Annotated in this window: 15 protein-coding genes; all 15 read left to right on the top strand. The window is 46.2% G+C overall.

Translation table 11 applies throughout. The features are described from left to right. Positions 1 to 1,689, top strand: a complete 1,689-nt coding sequence (locus tag PHI74_03115; protein ID MDD5485002.1) for a CoB--CoM heterodisulfide reductase iron-sulfur subunit A family protein — start codon at positions 1 to 3, stop codon at positions 1,687 to 1,689. After that, positions 1,686 to 2,108 carry a hydrogenase iron-sulfur subunit gene (locus PHI74_03110; protein MDD5485001.1) on the top strand — a complete coding sequence of 141 codons (423 nt, stop codon included), beginning with the start codon at positions 1,686 to 1,688 and terminating at the stop codon, positions 2,106 to 2,108. Before PHI74_03115 ends, PHI74_03110 begins: the two co-directional genes overlap by 4 nt. After that, a complete protein-coding gene (locus tag PHI74_03105; GenBank protein MDD5485000.1) occupies positions 2,105 to 3,259 on the top strand; it encodes a Coenzyme F420 hydrogenase/dehydrogenase, beta subunit C-terminal domain in 1,155 nt (384 codons plus the stop codon). The genes PHI74_03110 and PHI74_03105 overlap by 4 nt, the downstream gene beginning before the upstream one ends. After that, positions 3,246 to 3,623, top strand: a complete 378-nt coding sequence (locus PHI74_03100) for a molybdopterin dinucleotide binding domain-containing protein (protein ID MDD5484999.1) — start codon at positions 3,246 to 3,248, stop codon at positions 3,621 to 3,623. Before PHI74_03105 ends, PHI74_03100 begins: the two co-directional genes overlap by 14 nt. Beyond that, on the top strand, positions 3,620 to 4,909 hold the full coding sequence (locus PHI74_03095) for a formylmethanofuran dehydrogenase subunit B (GenBank protein MDD5484998.1): 1,290 nt from the start codon (positions 3,620 to 3,622) through the stop codon (positions 4,907 to 4,909). Before PHI74_03100 ends, PHI74_03095 begins: the two co-directional genes overlap by 4 nt. Position 4,910: 1 nt before the next feature. Next, a complete protein-coding gene (locus PHI74_03090) occupies positions 4,911 to 6,590 on the top strand; it encodes a formylmethanofuran dehydrogenase subunit A (GenBank protein MDD5484997.1) in 1,680 nt (559 codons plus the stop codon). 2 nt (positions 6,591 to 6,592) lie between these two features. After that, positions 6,593 to 7,375, top strand: a complete 783-nt coding sequence (locus PHI74_03085; protein MDD5484996.1) for a formylmethanofuran dehydrogenase subunit C — start codon at positions 6,593 to 6,595, stop codon at positions 7,373 to 7,375. Further along, positions 7,372 to 7,953, top strand: a complete 582-nt coding sequence (locus PHI74_03080) for a 4Fe-4S dicluster domain-containing protein (protein ID MDD5484995.1) — start codon at positions 7,372 to 7,374, stop codon at positions 7,951 to 7,953. The genes PHI74_03085 and PHI74_03080 overlap by 4 nt, the downstream gene beginning before the upstream one ends. Beyond that, positions 7,950 to 8,798, top strand: a complete 849-nt coding sequence (locus tag PHI74_03075; protein MDD5484994.1) for a CoB--CoM heterodisulfide reductase iron-sulfur subunit B family protein — start codon at positions 7,950 to 7,952, stop codon at positions 8,796 to 8,798. Before PHI74_03080 ends, PHI74_03075 begins: the two co-directional genes overlap by 4 nt. Positions 8,799 to 8,809: 11 nt before the next feature. After that, a complete protein-coding gene (gene fhcD, locus PHI74_03070; GenBank protein MDD5484993.1) occupies positions 8,810 to 9,700 on the top strand; it encodes a formylmethanofuran--tetrahydromethanopterin N-formyltransferase in 891 nt (296 codons plus the stop codon). Next, positions 9,697 to 10,650, top strand: a complete 954-nt coding sequence (gene mch, locus PHI74_03065) for a methenyltetrahydromethanopterin cyclohydrolase (GenBank protein MDD5484992.1) — start codon at positions 9,697 to 9,699, stop codon at positions 10,648 to 10,650. Before fhcD ends, mch begins: the two co-directional genes overlap by 4 nt. Positions 10,651 to 10,897: 247 nt before the next feature. Beyond that, a complete protein-coding gene (locus PHI74_03060) occupies positions 10,898 to 11,998 on the top strand; it encodes an ETX/MTX2 family pore-forming toxin (protein MDD5484991.1) in 1,101 nt (366 codons plus the stop codon). Between the two features lie 305 nt (positions 11,999 to 12,303). After that, positions 12,304 to 13,323 (top strand): hypothetical protein, encoded by a 1,020-nt coding sequence (locus PHI74_03055; GenBank protein ID MDD5484990.1) that lies wholly within the window; start codon positions 12,304 to 12,306, stop codon positions 13,321 to 13,323. A 101-nt stretch (positions 13,324 to 13,424) separates the two neighbouring features. Beyond that, positions 13,425 to 13,829: a hypothetical protein gene (locus PHI74_03050; GenBank protein ID MDD5484989.1), complete on the top strand. Its 405-nt coding sequence runs from the start codon at positions 13,425 to 13,427 to the stop codon at positions 13,827 to 13,829. Positions 13,830 to 14,007: 178 nt separating this feature from the next. After that, positions 14,008 to 15,453 (top strand): hypothetical protein, encoded by a 1,446-nt coding sequence (locus tag PHI74_03045; GenBank protein MDD5484988.1) that lies wholly within the window; start codon positions 14,008 to 14,010, stop codon positions 15,451 to 15,453. Positions 15,454 to 15,469: the final 16 nt, after the last annotated feature.

Here is a 15,469-nt window from a genome sequence, read left to right as displayed (position 1 = left end):
ATGAGAGAGAAAGAAATAAGAATAGGCGTTTTCGTCTGTCATTGTGGCACAAATATTGGCGGCTCAGTAGACGTTCCAGCAGTTGTTGAATATGCCAAACATCTTCCTAACGTCGTCCATGCGGAAAGAAACCTGTATACCTGTGCAGATGATGGGCTGACGGCCATAAAAAATGCCATAAAAGAGCATAAGCTCAACAGGGTTATCGTAGCATCCTGCACTCCTAGGACCCACGAGCCCCTGTTCAGGTCTACCTGCGAGGAAGCGGGGCTGAACAAATACCTGTTTGAGTTCGTTAACATAAGGGAGCACTGCTCTTGGGTTCACATGAAGGACCCAGAAGGAGCAACTGAAAAAACAAAAGAACTCGTAAGAATGGGGGTTGCAAGGGCCACTCTCTTGGAGCCCCAAGAAGAGATGAGGATAGATGTTGAACCGTCTGCCATGGTAATCGGAGGCGGCATAGCAGGGATGACCGCAGCCAAAACTCTTGCCAATCAGGGCTTCGATGTATATCTCGTTGAAAAAGAGGCAGTTCTGGGAGGTATGCTGAGAAATCTCTATAGGTTGTTCCCCACAGGAGAAGATTCTCTTGAAAGTCTCCAACCCAGCATAGCGGCTGTGGAGGAACACAAGAAAATTAAGATATTCTCCTCCTGCGAACTGAAAGAGGTGAAGGGCTACATAGGTAACTTTGATGTAACTCTGCTCAGAGAGGGTGAGGAGGTCAGTTTTAAGGTAGGTACCATAATAGTTGCCACAGGTGCCATGGAATTTGAGCCGAAGGGCTATTATGGCTATGGAACATATGATCACGTGATAACTCAGATGCAGTTGGAGAAATTATTGAAAGAGGGGCAACTCAAAAAATCTGATAGCGTAGTCATGATTCAGTGCGTGGGTGCAAAAGGTGAGGGAGTATCCTATTGCTCCAGAATCTGCTGTATGGTGGCCATTAAGAATGCGATGCTGATTAAAGAGATTAATCCAGATGTAAATATCCAGATCCTCCACAACGATATTCAGGCCTATGGGGCTGAATATGAGGAATTATACAGCAAGGCAAGAGAAATGGGCGTAAGATTCATAAAGTACACGCCTGAGAGCCCACCCAGTGTCACGATGGAAGGAGACAAACTAAAAGTTGAAGTCTATAATGAATTATTTGGAGAACAGCTCATGTTGGGTGCTGATCTGGTGGTCTTGTCTACTCCACTGGTGCAACATCAGGGCGGAGTAGGGGTCTCAAAGCTGCTACGCGTTCCGCTGGGTAAGGATAAGTTCTTCTTTGAGGCACACGTGAAACTTCGACCCGTAGATTTTGCGACTGATGGCATATTTCTCTGCGGAACAGCGCACGGACCTGCCGAAGTGGCTGAAAGCGTTTCACAAGCTTTGGCAGCTGCATCCGGAGCGGGCATCCCCTTGTCCAGAGGGTTTGTGCAAATTGAGGCAATATCAGTCAAGGTCGACCCAGAGGCGTGTGTTGGATGCGGCTTCTGCGTGGAGATGTGCCCCTATCAGGCGTTGAGTATGGTGAATGGCAAGTTAGAGGTAATAGAGGCGCTATGTAAGGGATGCGGTACCTGTGTAGCTACCTGCCCCACCGGGGCATTGGAGCAAAGACATTACCAGAGCAATCAGATCATCTCTCAAATAAAAAGCATATTTCATCCGGTGGTAGAATGAAAGAATTCGATCCAAAAATCGTGGCTTTTTGCTGCAACTGGTGCTCCTATGCAGGTGCAGATCTGGCTGGTGTTTCCCGCATGCAATATCCGCCCAATGTGCGTATCATCAAGGTCATGTGCTCTGGCCGCATAGACCCCCTGTTCGTGCTGATGAGTTTCCTGGAGGGTGCAGATGCAGTTCTGATAACAGGATGCCACATAGGCGATTGTCATTACATCGATGCAAACCATAAGACGAAAAACAGATTTGAGTTCCTGAAAGAGATGATGGCAGAGCTTGGCATAGAAAAAGAAAGGCTACGCTTGGAGTGGATTTCTGCTACAGAGGGTGAAAAATTTGCTGACATGGTCAAGGAGACGGTCGAGACGATCAAAAAGATGGGGCCATCCCCGTTACGCCCAAAGGTGATGCAATGAAAGGCTGCTTTATAGCATGGGCGACCGACGATGCTACGAGAAAGAGAGGTAGCTCAGGTGGATTTGTTTCCGCCGCACTAGCGGCCGCCCTTGACAGCAAACTGGTCGACAACGTCCTCGTCTTGAAAAAAACAAGTCCTTACAAGGCCACCCAAATTGTGACAAATGATCCAAAGGAGGTCTTAGAATGCGCTGGCACTCTCCATTTTGTCTCAGTTAATCTGGCCAAATACGTGCCTCCAGGAAGAGTTGCCCTTCCAGCGAAGCCATGTGATGCCATGGGGATCATAGAGCGGGCTAAGAGAGGTCAGCTCGATCTTGACGATGTTTATATGCTGGGTCTGAATTGTGGTGGAAGCCTGCATCCAAAAAAGGCGAAGAAAATGGTGGAGGAGATGTACGATCTCGATCCGGATGCTGTGATAGGTGAAGAAATTCTGAAAGGAGAGCTGATCCTAAAGACTGCGTCTGGTGAAAAAGCCCTCAAAATCGATGATTTAGAGGAAAAAGGATATGGCAGGAGGGAAAGCTGTAGGTATTGCGAGACTAACATTCCAAGGATGGCAGACCTTGCCTGCGGAAACTGGGGGCTCCCTGCCGATAAGTTAGGCAAGGCGACGTTTGTGGAAGTGATCACAGATAAGGGAGAGGAAATATTCCAAAACGCAGTCGACACAGGCTATGTCGCATTCGAGCCTGCATCTGATAAAGCAATCGAGCTTAGAGATAAGATAGACAAGGTGATGAAAGGTCTCGCTGAGAAATGGCATAAAAGGCTATTCGAGCCGATTGAGAAGCTTTCTGATTCAGAGAGGTTGGCTTTTTATGTAGACGCTCTCAGCCATTGCATCGGTTGTGGGGCATGCAGGAAGGCATGCCCGGTCTGTACCTGTGGAGATAGTGCAAAGTGTCTCACAGAAGGCGATTCAAACTACAAAATCCCACTTTTCCTTATGGTGAGGTTACTTCACCTCATGGACTCCTGCATTGGATGCGGCCGATGCGAGGACGTCTGTCCCGCTGGTATACCGCTAACTTTAATTCACAGGAAATTTGCAGAGAGAATGCAAAAGAAGTTGGGATATGTGCCTGGCATAAATTTAGATAAGCCGCCCTACTTTGAAGGTGGGAGGATTCATGAAAAAAATTGATGTGAAGCTAACCTCAGGAAGGAGTATTGAACAAGGAATCCATATAGACAACAAGATGTCTAGCGGATATTGCGACGTAGCAGCCGTCTGCGAGCTGAATGAAGTGGATATGTCTAAATTAGGCATAAGGGATGGTGCCAACGTCATGATAAAGTCAAAATTTGGGCAGGTCGTCGTCCGCGTCAGGACCAACAATAGGAATCCTCCCGGCATAGCTTTCGTTCCCATGGGACCCTGGGCGAATGCCATTATGGACCCCAGTACTGGCGGATGTGGGACTCCACAATTTAAAGGCATTGAAGTTGAAATAACGCTTACATTCGATTCAATATCGCCGATAAAGGAGTTGGTGGGGTTTAGATGATCATAACAGACGTTCTATGCCCATTCTGCGGCGATTTATGTGATGACATCATCGTCGAGGTAGAGGGCAATAAGATTATCGAGGTGAAAGAGGCATGCGAAACAGGCGTGAGCAAGATGATGGGGCACGAGAGAATCGCTTCGCCCATGATCCGAGAGGATGGCAAGCTGAGGAAAACTACTTATGAAGAGGCTATTGATAAGACGGCAGAGATTCTTACAAACTCGCTACGACCCTTAATGTATGGTTGGGGCTCCACGACCTGTGAAGCAGATGAAAAAGGAATTGAACTTGCCGAGGAACTTGGTGCAATCATCGATAACACTACCTCTGTGTGCCACGCTCCATCCATTTTAGCCCTCCAAAACGTCGGGCTACCCTCCTGTACACTTGGTCAGATAAAGAACAGAGCAGACCTGATCATCTACTGGGGCTCGAATCAGGCAGAAGCCCACCCCAGACATATGAGTAAGTACACAAGCTTTCCAAAGGGATTTTTTACCCAAGAAGGCAGAAAAGGAAAGCACGTGATGGTTTTTGATGTCCGCAAAACGACGACAGCAGAAGTAGCAGATGACTTTGTCCAGATACTCCCTGGGGAGGATTACCGCGTGCTATCTGCCCTTAGGGCGATCCTGGCTGGAGCAGTGGATGTCGTACCCTCTTCCGTCGGTGGCGTTCCAAAGGAGAAGCTGGTCGAAATCGTGAATAGGATGAAAAATAGTAAATTTGGCGTCCTCTTTTTTGGTATGGGATTGACGCAATCTAAGGGGAAACCCTACAATGTCGCCAATGCAATCTCCTTAGTAAGAGACCTTAATGCTCATACGAAATTTGCTGTGATGCCCATGAGGGGTCACTACAATGTCACAGGCATCACCCAAGTATGTACATGGTTGACTGGTTTTGCTTTTGCGGTCGACTTTGCTAGGGGGCGACCCTGGTATAATCCCGGTGAAACATCCACAGTTGACGTTCTGAACAGAGGAGAATGTGACTCAGCCCTAATAGTTGCCTCTGATCCGGCCGCTCACTTTCCGAGAAAATCTGTGGAGCATCTGGCAAAAATACCCCTCATTCAAATAGATCCCTACCCAAATCTTACTACTGAGCTAGCGGATGTAGTCCTACCGGCTGCCATAGCCGGAATAGAGGTGGAAGGAACGGCATATAGGATGGACGGAGTGCCGTTAAGGCTGAGAAAGCTCATAGAGCCGACTCACTTGTCAGATGAAGAAATTTTGAGCCGAATACTGGGCAAAGTCAGGGAGATAAGAGGCGATTAACATGGGGCTTTTGATCACGAATGGTATCGTATACGATCCTATCAACCAGATAAGTGGGGAAAAAGTGGATATCTCCGTCAAGGATGGTAAGATAGTATCGGGAGTGAAAAACCCGAAGACGATCGATGCAGGTGGCAGGATAGTCATGCCCGGCGGCGTTGACATGCATACGCATATTGCAGGCGGCAAGATGAATGTTGGGCGAATGCTGAGACCAGAAGACGGTAGGAGAGGTATCGAATCCAGGAAAAAACTCACTCGAGCGTGTACAGGCTATTCCGTGCCAAACACTTTTGCTACAGGCTATAGGTATGCAAAAATGGGATACACGACAACCTTTGAGCCTGCAATGCCACCCTTGCTAGCAAGACACACTCATGAAGAGTTCCGGGATATACCCATCGTTGATAAGGGTGCCATTCCTTTGCTTGATAACCACTGGTTAATCATGGAATACGTTAAATCCGGCGATATGGATAAGTTAGCGGCATATATTGCATGGATGATGAATGCCACTAAGGGCTACGGGATTAAAATTGTTAACGCAGGAGGTGGCGAGGCATGGGGATGGGGCAAAAATGTGAGGAATTTAGACGATATAGTGCCTAATTTTGACATAACACCGGCTGACATCATTCATGGGCTTGCAGAGGCAAACGAACGATTGAACTTACCCCATTCGATTCACATACATTGTAATAATCTCGGGCATCCTGGTAACTATGATACCACGTTAGCAACGTTCGATCTGGTCAAGGACATCCCCTCTAAAAAGAGGCAGGTCATGCATGCAACGCATGTACAGTTTCATTCATATGGCGGATCGACATGGGTAGATATGGGGTCAAAGGCAGATGCTATCGCCAGCTATGTCAACTCTCACGATCATGTGACGATCGATCCTGGACAGGTGATGTTCGGGGATACGACAACCATGACCGCAGACGGTCCAATGGAGTATGAGTTGCATAGGATGTCCAGGAGAAAATGGACCAATAAAGATGTAGAGCTTGAGACAGGCTCAGGAATCATACCAGTCTCTTACTCGCGAAAAGTCTCGGTCAACTCGATTCAATGGGCGATTGGGTTGGAGCTAGTTTTGCTCATAAAAAACCCGTGGAAGACTGCCATTACAACGGATCATCCTAACGGCGCTCCCTTCACGCGCTATCCAGAAATCATATCCCTGTTGATGAGTAAAAAGAGGCGAGAAGAAGCTTTAAAAGGGGTACACGATGCGATTAACAAGAGGGCGATCATATCGTCCATTGACAGGGAGCTAAATTGGGCAGATATAGCAATAATGACGAGAGCATCGCCAGCAAAGCTTTTAGGTCTTGACAAACACGGAAAAGGTCACCTTGGCATAGGTGCTGATGCTGACATTGCGATATATGATGTCTCGCCGGAAGAAGACGATCCCAGGAAAATCCAGTCGGCTCTTTCACATGCCAAGTACACGATAAAAGGGGGAGAGATCGTCGTAAAGGATGGAGAGATCGTTGCAGTTCCGGAAGGAAGGACTTATTGGGTCAACCCAGAATTTGATGGAGAGGCTACAAAGGCCATGCTCGAAGATCTGGCAGTGAAGTTTAAGGAGTACTACTCGGTAAATATGGCGAACTATCCCGTGCAGGATGCCTATGTTCCGCATCCGATAGAAATCAAAACCAAGGTGTAAAAATGCTGGTTAAACTAACCCCTAAAAAGGCTTTCAATATACCTGTAGAGGCTGATGCAATCCAGCCAGGCAACTTTGCTGGAAAAGGCAAAAGCGAAATAGAATCGATCGCCGTCTGGCATGGAAATAAAGAGGTAATGTTAGGCTCCCTTTTTGATGTCGAGGTTGAAGGTGTTGATGATAAAGATAAGGAAAAAATTAAGATACTAATCGAAGGTGACGCATCCAGAATAAAGAGAATAGGGGAGAGGATGACCTCGGGCGAGATAACCATAAACGGTAGCGTTGACATGCATTGTGGTGCCCTGATGTCAGGTGGAAAAATAATTGTTAATGGCGATGCGGACGCTTGGGCTGGTAGGGAGATGAGGGGCGGCGAACTGGTGGTGGAAGGTAATGCCAGCAACTACCTCGGAGCCGGATACTGGGGGGCAGAAAAAGGCATGAGAGGTGGACTAATTCGTGTGAAAGGAAGCGCTGGAAACTATGTTGGTGAGCATATGAGGGGCGGAGAGATAATAATAGGGGGCAGCGTGGGTTTATTGCCCGGTTTGAATATGTCGGGAGGCAAAATAACGATCGAGGGCGATGCCGTGCTACCCGGCGGTGAAATGAAGAGTGGAACGCTAGTGGTGAAAGGAAAAGCTCTGGAGATGTTACCCTCGTTCAGGTTTGAGGGAAAGGAAGTCCTCGATTCCATCGAGCTAAAAAAATTTACCGGCGATCTGGCCAGAGGTGGGTCAGGTGCACTTTACGTTAATTCAATAGCCGAGGAATCACGATGATGGCAAAGCCTGATGTCATAGATGAAAGTAACTTGGATCCAAATCTTAAATATGAAATATCCAATCAATTAGGTGGAGAGAACATCAAGCGTTGTTTCCAGTGTGGCACCTGTGTGGCAAGTTGTCCTATCTGGGAAATTGATGAGCGGTTCAATCCCAGGAAAATCATCAGAATGGCGCTGTTGGGCATGAGGGAAGAGGTATTGTCCAGCGAGTTCATCTGGCTTTGCTCCAAATGTTATGCATGTTATGAGCGATGCCCACAGGATGTGAGGATAACAGAGTTAATGGGCGCTATAGCGAGCATAGCTGAAAGAGAGGGAGGCAATATAGCGATAAAAAGCACTAAACCGATCTTCGATAAGGCATTCGTCAATTCCATAAGAAAATATGGTAGAAACTTTGAGATGGCGACGATCATCAACGGCGTGCTCGCCACCAAAGGCATAAAGGGCTTATTATCCTACGTGTCTGACGGATTCACCATGCTAAAAAAAGGAAAACTCGGTTTGAGGCCTGAGAAGGTGAAAGAAATGAGCCAGATAGAGGGGATATTCAAGGCTTTAGAGGAAAAATGAATTTTGCATATTATCCTGGTTGCTACCTTCATGCAAGTGCCAGAGAGTACGATATGTCCACGCTGGCAGTCTGCAAGGCATTGGGCATTGGGCTGAGCGAGCTGGAAGACTGGAACTGCTGTGGAGCAATGGAAGCGAGCAACCCTCTTACCCTTTCACTTTCAGCGAGAAATCTGATGATAGCTAAGAAAGAAGGTTTGGACGTCTTGGTGCCTTGCAGCATCTGTTTCAATAACCTCTCCCGTGCGAACAGTGCGATTAGAGAGGATGGAATAGCCAAGACTGTGATAAACGAAGCCCTAGGTGAATCTTACCAGGGAGAAGTGGAAGTACGGCATCTCTTGGACGTCATCGTAAATGACATTGGTTTGGATAAGCTATCAAAGGAGGTGAAAGTTCCATTGGACGGCTTAAGATCTGTGCCATACTATGGATGTTTGACCATTCGACCCTCAGCAATCAGCAAGTTTGACGATCCAGACATCCCTCGATCGTTGGACGACCTGATCAAAGCCTTGGGGGCCGATTGCCTACCCTTTAAACATAAGACAGATTGCTGTGGCGGCAATTTGTTGCTGAGTTCAGAGGAATTTTCACTAAAAATGACAGGGAATATTCTGAGAGAGGCGAAAGAGCTTGGCGCAGACTGTGTAACTGTGGCATGTCCTTTATGTCATGCGATGCTGGATTATCAGCAGTCAAAGATCGAATCCAAGTACGATATCGTCATCGATCTACCAATATTGTACTTCACCCAGTTGATTGGACTTGCGTTTGGACTGGGGGAAAAAGAATTGGGATTGGATAAGAACTTCGTATCTACGGTAAAATTGAGAAAAAAATAGGTGGATGAATCATGCAAATGGGAGAAGTGGAGATTGAGGATACGTTTGCCGAGGCTTTTGAAATGTACGCTGCAAGAGCTTTGATAACCGCTAAGGATGAGAGATATGCTCTAATATCCGCAGTGTCAATGACTGGCTTTGCAACCTCAGTGATCATGTGTGGATGTGAAGCTGGGATAGAAAATGAAGTCTCTACAGAAGAAACACCAGACGGCAGACCTGGTATCAACATCTTGATTTTTGCTATGTCAAAAAAGGATTTAGAGGCGCAATTGTTTAAAAGGGTATCCCAATGCGTACTGACCTCAGTCACAACAGCTTGCTTCAATAATTTGAATGGCGAGGAAAAGATAAGCATCGGAGGCAAACTAAAATACTTCGGCGATGGACACCAGGTGAGCAGGTTTATCGGAGATAGGAGAATGTGGGTCATCCCTGTGATGGAAGGAGAGTTTGCTGTTGAAGAAGAATTTGGCATCTTGAAGGGGGTAGGCGGAGGTAATTTTCTAATTCTGGGGAGGGACATCGACTGCGTTCTTGAAGCCTCTGAAAAGGCGGTTGAGGCGATAAAAAAGGTGAAGGGTGTCATTGCACCCTTCCCGGGCGGAATAGTGCGAAGTGGCAGCAAGATAGGTTCGCGGTATGAGTTCTTGAACGTGTCGACGAACACGGCTTATTGTCCCACGTTGAAGTCACTGGCTGAGAGCAAACTGCCAAAAGAAGTCAACTCAGTATTGGAGATCGTTTTGGATGGCCTGGATGCCGACGGAGTATACAAAGCCATGAGAGAGGGCATAAAGGCCGCATGCACCGTGGAAGGAATCCTGAAGATAACTGCCGGGAACTATGGTGGGAAGTTAGGCAAGCATTTGATACATTTGCGTGAAGTGATGGCGGAATGAAACCAAGCCAAGGTCTAAGCGTAAACGAGATCGCCGTGGGGATCGCAGAGGAAATGATCCGGAACAGGGAAGAGCTGGGAATTGGTGTCTCAGTTTTGGAGAACGGGGCCACGATAATAGATGCTGGGGCTAAATCGCCGGGCGGAATAAGGGCAGGAGTTTATTTTGCCAAGGTATGCTTGGGCGGTCTTTGCGATATTTCACTTGGAACGAACGGGCGATTCAACATATATGTATTCGTTGATAACCCAAAGGTTGCTTGCATGGCTTGCCAGTTTGCTGGTTGGAGCATTTCTGTAGACAAATACTTCGCAATGGCATCTGGACCAGCCAGAGCACTGTCACGGGTCGAAAAGAAATTGTACGATGCCATTTGCTGCCAAGACGCTTTCGATAAGGCAGTTATAGCCCTGGAAACCAGGAAGGCTCCCGATGAGAAAGTATCGACTTTTATAGCGGAAAAATGTTGCATAGAGCCAAAAAACCTGTATGTCCTGGTCGCTCCAACGGCGAGCATCGTCGGCAGCGTACAGATATCTGCAAGAGTAGTCGAGACGGGAGTCCACAAACTCCATGAGCTTGGCTTTGACCTGGACAAAATCGTCTCTGGGTTTGGAACAGCACCAATAGCACCAGTCGCGAAAAATGATCTGGAAGCCATGGGAAAAACGAACGACTGCGTTCTCTATGGAGGAGTAACAAGATACTTCGTGGATTGCGAGGATGCTGATGTCGATGCAATAATTGAAAAGGTCCCCTCCTGCTCCTCAAAGGACTATGGAATGCCGTTTCTGGAGACCTTTGAGAAATACGATAGGAACTTTTACGATATTGATCCTCACCTTTTTTCACCTGCAGAGATATACATGAACAACATAAGGACTGGTAATACATTCCATGCTGGAAAGGTGAATGACGAGATTCTGGATAGGTCTCTGGGGAAATGGTAGATATCTTTTATTCTTTTCTGTACCTAAAGAGCTATGTGCAGTTGACTTAGCCTTGTTGTTTCCTGTTGGTACCATTGCTTATTATTGATAATATTGCTAACAGTTAACTATATGTAAATAGGATTTCACATTTTTTTGTAACCAGCTCATGACTTCATCGTGCGGCGATGTGGGCGAGAGTGGATGACGATGTGGCGTATAGGAAAAAAATAAAGAAATGTTCTACTTTAAAAAGGAGACATGAAAAATGGTCGGAGATAAAAAAAGATGCAAAAAAATGGTCAATGTCGAACCACCAACCGAAAGCTTTGATGGAAAGGATCTTACACGAGAAATTACGTCACCAGCAGTTGGCGGAGAGGGTGGCGGGGGGTTTGATGTGTACGTTCTCGGGCAACGGGTATCGAAAATAATTGCATACGTCCAACCCGATGCGGATCCTAAATTTCAGCGGGGGGGAAACATAACAATAATCAGGGGACTTGAAATCCTACTAACTAATGGACAACTACACCGTTTCGGATTGCCTCACCCACCAGAGTACCCACAGACGGTGGTGGAAGACTTTGAGTTCAAAAGCGATGAGTGGTGTAAATATATTTATCTTTCAAAGGTCCGCCTACAAGGCTGGACAGAAGATCTGCTAGGGGGAATCCGCTTCAGGACAAACTTAGGAGGGGACTTCAACGTTGGGGAGCAAGAGAGGAGAACAGAAGTTTATGTTGGGCTTGGATATATAAATGGCATACATGGTCGTTGTGGAGCCGCCATTGATAAACTGGGCTTTCATTTAGCAGACATGCCAGTCCGCTCAAACGTGACCGACTTTAAATATTTCATTGATCAAGGGAGAAAGCTGGATAAAGGACAAACCGTTCTGACGAATTTGAACTATGAAAACAAACTAGATATCCCCCAGTCAATTACATTCAGTGGATCTAAAGAGTCCACAGAAACAAATACATGGAACAACACCGTCGGCATAACAGCAAAAGCTGAAACGACTTTTGTGACAGGCATTCCACGTATAGCTGAAGGGAAGATCACCGTGGGGTTAGAAGCGTCGTACCAGCATGAATGGGGCGGCTCAGTTGAAACTAAGTCGACATTTTCATGGGAGTGCCCTATTCAAGTGCCAGCAAAAACAAAGGTGCGAGCTGAGGCATTGGTTATTAATTCTGTAATCAATGTTCCGTACCGCGCTATATGCGAAGTGGAATACGAAAACGGTGATATAAAAAGAGGCTGGATGACTGGCACATTTATTGGAACAGCTGCCCATGACCTCGACATTGATGTCGAAGGCGGGGCAATAAAGACACTTCAAGTAAGGGTCACATACACGTAATCACTAAAAACTGGCAAAACTTTCACAAGAACCGATGCCTCGCCCAAGTGCAGGCAAACCCATTGATGATAACCCAACTGATGGCAACAGTCCCCTCAGCCGTAGGGACTGTTGCCGCGGTAATTCGCTCATAGCTTCCCCAGTAGTCTACCTCTTCATTCCCAGTGCGATTACGAGAAGAAGCCTCGCAAAAGCCACAGGAGGTTCAGGGGAGAACATATGCTTACGCGAAGTTTGCTCTGACAAGGCGAGGCGCCAAAGAGGGGCGCTTGAGAAATACCCAAAAAGGTAAGAGGTGATAAAAAATGACGAAAAAGAAACTGACGTTGGCGATAAGTATGGTAGTGATACTGGTGTTGGCTATGGGGGTAGGGAGTTCGAAGGTCAACTCTACCCCTATTGAGGATGCAGTTAGCATAGATGAAGTTATTGTCCAAGATTCTGCTATATTAACTGAAGAAGCGATGATAAATGAGGTACTACGAGATGAACAAATAACAGCTGAAGAACTGAAAAAACTTTATGACAGAGGGGTGAAAATAATTGCAGTAGAAACTACTGAAGATCCTGAAGTTATAAACCATGTCAAAACCCAGATGAAAGATTATAGCTTGATTATTCCGGGGTGCCTAGCTGCTGAATTGGATAGATTAATCGCTATGGACTATGAGAAGGCCCACGGATACCTTCCGGAAGAAACAGGAATTACGCCAGATAGCATTACGGAAGAGGAGCTGAAGAAGCTGATAGAAGAGGGGAAAGTAGAAATGGGAGACGCACCTGCTGTTCAAACCAAATCATTAAAATCTCCAGGGAATCCAGATGTTCCACCATATCAGTATAATGGGAATATATATGTGGACTTATATCCTGCAGAGGATGAGGATCATGCTCCAGCAGGAGGTGCCAATTGGAATGACGTAGCGGCAGCATTATCTCCTTTTGAGGATGAGTTCGGCGTAAACATGATCCAAAATGCCTATTATAATGAGTGGGATGCAAGTGATGTCGGCGACAGTGTTTACGATTTGCTCGATGATCTGGAGGATGATATTCCTAATTCAGCAGCGAATATGGTCACTATGGGCTGGGTGGATAACGCTGATCACAATGGCGTGGCACAATTAAGTGGATATTATTCTGTTTGTGCGGAAAGCCCTGTTTACTGGAGAGCAAATTGGCCCGATGACAGTGTTGCACAGCACGAACTCTCTCATAACTTTGATGCAGAAGACCAAGCTGATTCAGGAGGAGAGTGTACTGACTCGTGCATCATGGACCATGGACTACTGGGATGCGTACTGGGGAACAGACGAATGGTGTGATTACCATTGGGACATCGTAGATGCAGGTGTTTGGGGGCCCTAGCAGAGGAACACAAAACTGATGCAAAACTTTTTAACTCTTTTTATTTTTTGTACGTACTATGAAGACAAAAACTAAAGTGCTCATTGGCGTGGGTATCATAGCGGTAATTGCTCTGGTAGGTTTTCTCATCTTCCTCAGAAGTCTTTCACCTGGTGGCGTCTTTGGCCACATAGACCCACTCAGGTTCTCCCTATCCAATAAGGACGGAATAACACATGAAGTAACAGTTGAGATATTTGATTCGAGTAACAGAACTATTTTCAATAAAATGTATACAATAGAACCGAGAGAGAGGGTACAGTCTCCTGAAATTACCAAGGATAAAGGGGAGTACATGTATAAAGTCACGGTAGATAATACTGCGACAGAGTGGCAAACCGCATATGTGGGTGGAAGCAATTGTGGTGTTATGATAGATATATACTCTAGCAGGGAGGTTAACATAATTCTTTTGGTGGTGTGATTAAGCAAAGCGAGTAAAAATTGCAACATTGCCCTGAAAGCAGGCAAAGATGCAGGAATGAGGGGGAATAATAAGAGTAGCTAACTCATGGTGCAACCCCATGACGGGCGAAGGAGGCGAGGTGCCAAAGAGGGGCGCTTGAGATGTACTCAAAAAAGATAAGGGGCGATATGGGAAGATGAGGAAAATATTGGCGATGAGCATAGTGGTTATACTGCTATGTCTTGTCGGGCTGGCTATAGCCCAAGATCAGAGCAAAGACTTAGTGAACAGTGCTTTACTCAACCAAGAAGAATATCGCGAGATAGTGCATGATTTATTGACGGGAAAAATCGATAAACCTCCAGGGGCAAAAGACTATGTGCCACCAGCAAATGATGAACTCCTACCAAGACCTACTCCGCCTGTTGAACAGGACCGATTAATTATTGATCAAAAGACTCTTGCAAAAAATAATGAGTCAGAGGGCACCAGTGGAATACCTGAAGCAGGAATATCAGAAATGGAGCTTAATAATTTAATAGAGGCAGCAAAGGCGGATAATTTTATGGATCCAGTAACAAAAGAAATCGATGTTACCAAGCTCCAGGACTTTAAAACTCCGGTAGAGGAAATCGTAGAAAAACTGAAAGGCAATGGATTTACCGACAGTGAAATCATAGAAATTTTAAAAAAGTATGATATGGGCTATTATCCAGAGACTGGAGCGACATGGATGGGCGGGCAGCCAACCCTACCAGCTGATAACTCAACATTAAAGTTTGTAACGGTGGAGATGCCTGGTTATGGTCGTGTAACTGTGCGGGAGGACATGGTTGTGATGGACGGCGATGAGATAAAAATTGTGGCGAACAAGGACTTCCAAGAGAGAGGACTCATCACACCAATAATTGAAAGACTACCGGATATAACCTATGTGACAGTAGAGACGCCTTACGGACCACTACAGGTGCCAGAAGACACTCTTGAGAGAGAAGGAAAAGAAAAAATTACAGAGACACACGTAGAGTTTATGAAGCAGTTAGAGGAATTAAAGGAGATGGAAAAACAGAGGGGGGAGTCAGATACAAATAGAACTTCAAATGTACTAGCAATGCAGAGCACATCCACATCTGAATATCAGTCTATGTGCCCTCCAGAGTCTTACAAGAAGATCACGGAATTGTATGAGGAGGGATGGAGCGAGGAAGAGATAGCGGAAGAACTAGCATTTCCTTTAGACATTGTGACCAAATATCTCAAGGGCGAATATGTACCGTCTGTATATCAGGAACCTAGTCAGGAGCAGAGTGAAAACGTAGCTCCAAAAAAGCCCGATACAGAAGAACCTGTGGAACAGCTCACAGAAGAAGAAAAGGCTAAGGTGATCAGCATAGCACTCGATGATCCAAGAGTGAGGGAGGAAATCGGAGATAAAGAATACGAACTGGGTGATGTAGTTCTGTACTGGCACGAGCAGGTGTATAAAGAAGAGAAAACTTCATGGGTGTATCCGTGTCTTCACATCTATACCGGCGGGAAAGAGCAACCCGGGGTCACTTTAGTAGTATTGGTAGACTTGGAAGAGGAACGAGTGATTTCCATAGGCCATAACTATCGTAGAGTACCACTACCAACGCCGTAACTCATGGAACTTTTAT

The sequence above is a fragment of the Methanocellales archaeon genome (assembly GCA_028715985.1).
Classification (GTDB): domain Archaea; phylum Halobacteriota; class UBA148; order UBA148; family UBA148; genus UBA148.
This window is presented reverse-complemented; position numbering and strand designations above follow the sequence as displayed.